3 protein-coding genes are annotated in these 3,166 nt (G+C 70.1%); all 3 read left to right on the top strand.

Features of this window, described 5'->3' with window-relative positions:
• Positions 1-104: 104 nt before the first annotated feature.
• Positions 105-743 (top strand): type II toxin-antitoxin system toxin DNA ADP-ribosyl transferase DarT, encoded by a 639-nt coding sequence (gene darT, locus AC5LUJ_RS22040; RefSeq protein ID WP_250283529.1) that lies wholly within the window; start codon positions 105-107, stop codon positions 741-743.
• An 18-nt stretch (positions 744-761) separates the two neighbouring features.
• Positions 762-1,829, top strand: a complete 1,068-nt coding sequence (darG, locus tag AC5LUJ_RS22035) for a type II toxin-antitoxin system antitoxin DNA ADP-ribosyl glycohydrolase DarG (RefSeq protein WP_250283531.1) — start codon at positions 762-764, stop codon at positions 1,827-1,829.
• Between the two features lie 303 nt (positions 1,830-2,132).
• Positions 2,133-2,999: a hypothetical protein gene (locus AC5LUJ_RS22030; RefSeq protein ID WP_493465651.1), complete on the top strand. Its 867-nt coding sequence runs from the start codon at positions 2,133-2,135 to the stop codon at positions 2,997-2,999.
• The last annotated feature ends 167 nt before the right edge of the window (positions 3,000-3,166 follow it).

Raw genomic sequence — 3,166 nt, 5'->3', positions numbered from 1 at the left:
CCCCGCCGACCTTGTCGCAGCCCGCCCCACCCTCACCGGCGAGCACCTCGCGGCCTACGTCGGCACCTGACCGAGACCCTCACGTCGGAGGTGCACAGTTCATCATGGCCCGGCCGGTCCCGACCCGCGTGGCGCACTTCACGCATCTCGACCAGCTCGCGGCGATCGCCGAGCAGGGCCTGTTGCCGGAGACGGTGGCCATTGAGGCGGACGCGAGGCGTACCGAGGTCGGCAATCTGGAGATCAAGGCGGCCCGCCGCCACCGTCCGGTGCCGGTGGCTCCTGGCGGTGTGGTAGGGGACTACGCGCCGTTCTACTTCGCGCCCCGCAGCCCGATGATGTACGCGATCCACCGTGGCCGGGTGGCTACTTATGCGGGGGGCTGCGACGAGCTGGCCTACCTGGTGACTTCTGTCGAGAGGCTCACCGGGCTGGGGCTCGCGCTGGTCTTCACTGACCGTAACGCCGTCCTTGAGGCAGCGACCTTCCGTTCCGATCCGGCGGATCTGGACACGCTGGTCGACTGGCCGCTGATGCGCGCCAGGATGTGGGCGAACACCGACGCCGAGCCCGACCGCAGGGAACGGCGGATGGCGGAGTGCCTTGTTCACGGCCGGGTGCCCTGGGCCGCCTTCAGCGAGGTAGCCGTCAAGAACGCCGTCAGCAGGCGCAGAGCCCTCGCCACAATGGGAACGGCACAGCCTCAGCCGCCGGTTAGTGTCAGACCTGACTGGTATTTCTAGGGCATGGGACAGGCAGCGATGATCATTAAGGCGGACGGTGACCTCCTCGGCGCCGACGTCGACGCGCTCGTCAACACCGTCAACACGGTCGGCGTGATGGGCAAGGGTCTCGCGCTGCAGTTCCGCCGCGCCTATCCGGCCATGTTCGAGGCCTACCGGCGGGCGGCTGACGCCGGGCAGCTCCGGTTGGGCCGGATGCACGTCTGGCCGACCGGCGCGGCCACCGGGCCGAGATACATCGTCAACTTCCCTACCAAGGGCCACTGGCGCTCCCGGTCGGAAGTCCGGGACATCGACTGTGGCCTGGCTGACCTTGTCCGGGTGGTCCGCGAGCTGAGCATCCGCTCGATCGCGGTACCCCCGCTTGGCTGCGGCAACGGCGGCCTTGACTGGCACGAGATCGAACCGAGAATCCGCTCCGCTCTCGCCGGCCTCGACGATGTGCGGGTCGTCCTCTATCCGCCGGGGCGGACCCCGTCGGCGGCCGAGATGACGACGCGCACCGTCCGGCCGACGATGACTCTCCCGAGGGCAGCGCTGATTCGGATCATCGATCGTTACTGCGCGCGGGCGCTCGAGATCTCCGTGATCGAGGTCCAGAAGCTCCTGTACTTCCTCCGCGACGCTGGTGAGCCTCTCGGGTTGCTCTATACCAAGGGCCGCTATGGGCCCTACGCGGACAACCTGCGTCATGCCCTGATCAACCTCGAAGGGCAGTACCTGACCGGGTTCGGTGACGGCAACGCACGGGTCCTCGACGCCGAGCCGCTCGGTCTCCTGCCCGGCGCCGCCGACGCCGCCGACCGAGCGTTGGCTGACCAGCCGAGCACGACCGGCCGCATCGACCACGTGCTCCGCCTCGTCGAGGGCTTCGAGTCGCCGTACGGCATGGAGCTCCTCGCCAGCGTGCACTGGATCGCCACCCGTGAGGCCACCGACCCCACGGATCCCGACCAGGTCTCCCGGCTCGTGCGCGCCTGGACACCGCGCAAGGGGCGGATGTTCACCGCCGAACACGTCCAGCGCGCCTGGCACGCCCTGCGCGAACGCGGCTGGCTACCACCACCCGAAACGGCTGAGGCATGAGCCTCAGAACATGAGCCTGCAATCGGTGCCGATCTCACGTAATCCGTGGTGTCGCTGTGATCCGCCGTGCCTGCGGCCGGGGCGTATCCGGTGCATATGGCGTGGCCATGATTTCTGATGGGATGCGCACCAGTTCCGCCGCGCGCGACGCGTCCCACGGATACTTTCGCGGATCGGGCCGCGTACAGGGCTCTCCTGGTCCGCGTCGCCCGCCGGCAAGGCACCTACCGGCGCGGCGACGGCGTCCCAGTCCCTGAGCTCCGGTCCAGTGTCCGATATGCTCGGGGGGTGTCCGGCCGAGGGGTGTCGGCGGGTGCTGCTCACCGCGCGGGGGAACTGGTTGCCATCGCCCGTGACGACCCGGTACGGCGTCTCCGGCTCGCCGCGCAGTTCTACGACCGGCGCGTCGCGGCCCGGAGTATCCGGCCCTATCGGCGTGCCGAGATGGCCTTCATGCGGTGGCAGATCCAGCGTGGCCTGCTGGCACCCGCCAGCGCCGCGACGCCCGGCAGCCCGTGGTGGCGAGCCGTGAACGAGTCCCTGCTCCGCGACGCGGCCGAGGCGGACCTGCTGTCCAGGGGCGTGCACGGCGAGCCCAGCACGACCGCCGTGCGGCACTGGCTGGCATTCCTGCGGCGTCCCGCTCCGGAGGCCTGGTACCGCGCGCACAACGCCAGCATCGTGGCCGGCTACCTGGACAACCGCGAGCTCGTCGCGCTCGAGACACCGCTCGAACGGTTCTTCATGGACGTCGCGCTCCTGCGCGTCCTCTACGCGCACAGCCTGCTCACGCGCCCCAGGCTGGCGCTCGGCAGGCTCGCCGTGTTCGGTGCTCTCCTGGGCGACCCGCGCCGCCGGGCGGCCGATCTCTTCCTGTCCCTCCAGAACGTCCTTCCCGACAGGTACCCCCTGGAGGGCCTGACGATCGAGGTGGTACTCGCCCGGGAGAACCGCCTGGCCCGCGTCTTCGACTACGGTGTCATCGCCGCCCGCATCGAGCTGCTGTACCGCTACGCCGCCGCCGATCTCGACGAGCCACGGGTGTCCGCCCTCTGCACCGGGCAGTGCCCGGTCTACGCCTGGCCGTACGAGTACTGCCACGTCTGGCAGACCGACCGCTCCCAGCTCGGCATCGCGCTCGTACGCGCGCTGCTCGGCCCGCCGCACTGACCGGCCCGCCGCACTGACCGGCCGGCCTGGTAGGTGTCTGTCGATGAGCCACCTTGTCGACGGTCTGCCGGGAGCCTCACCATGGCTCGTCCCGCTACCGTTCCTCGTGCTGTCCGCGGCGGGGGCGTCCCCGCTCGTCGGGCTGGTCTTCTCCGGTGCGGCCGCGG

It is taken from the genome of Protofrankia sp. CiP1_Cm_nod3 (assembly GCF_982290655.1).
Note: the sequence above shows the minus strand (reverse complement) of the source record. Positions and strands in the feature narration are given on the sequence as shown.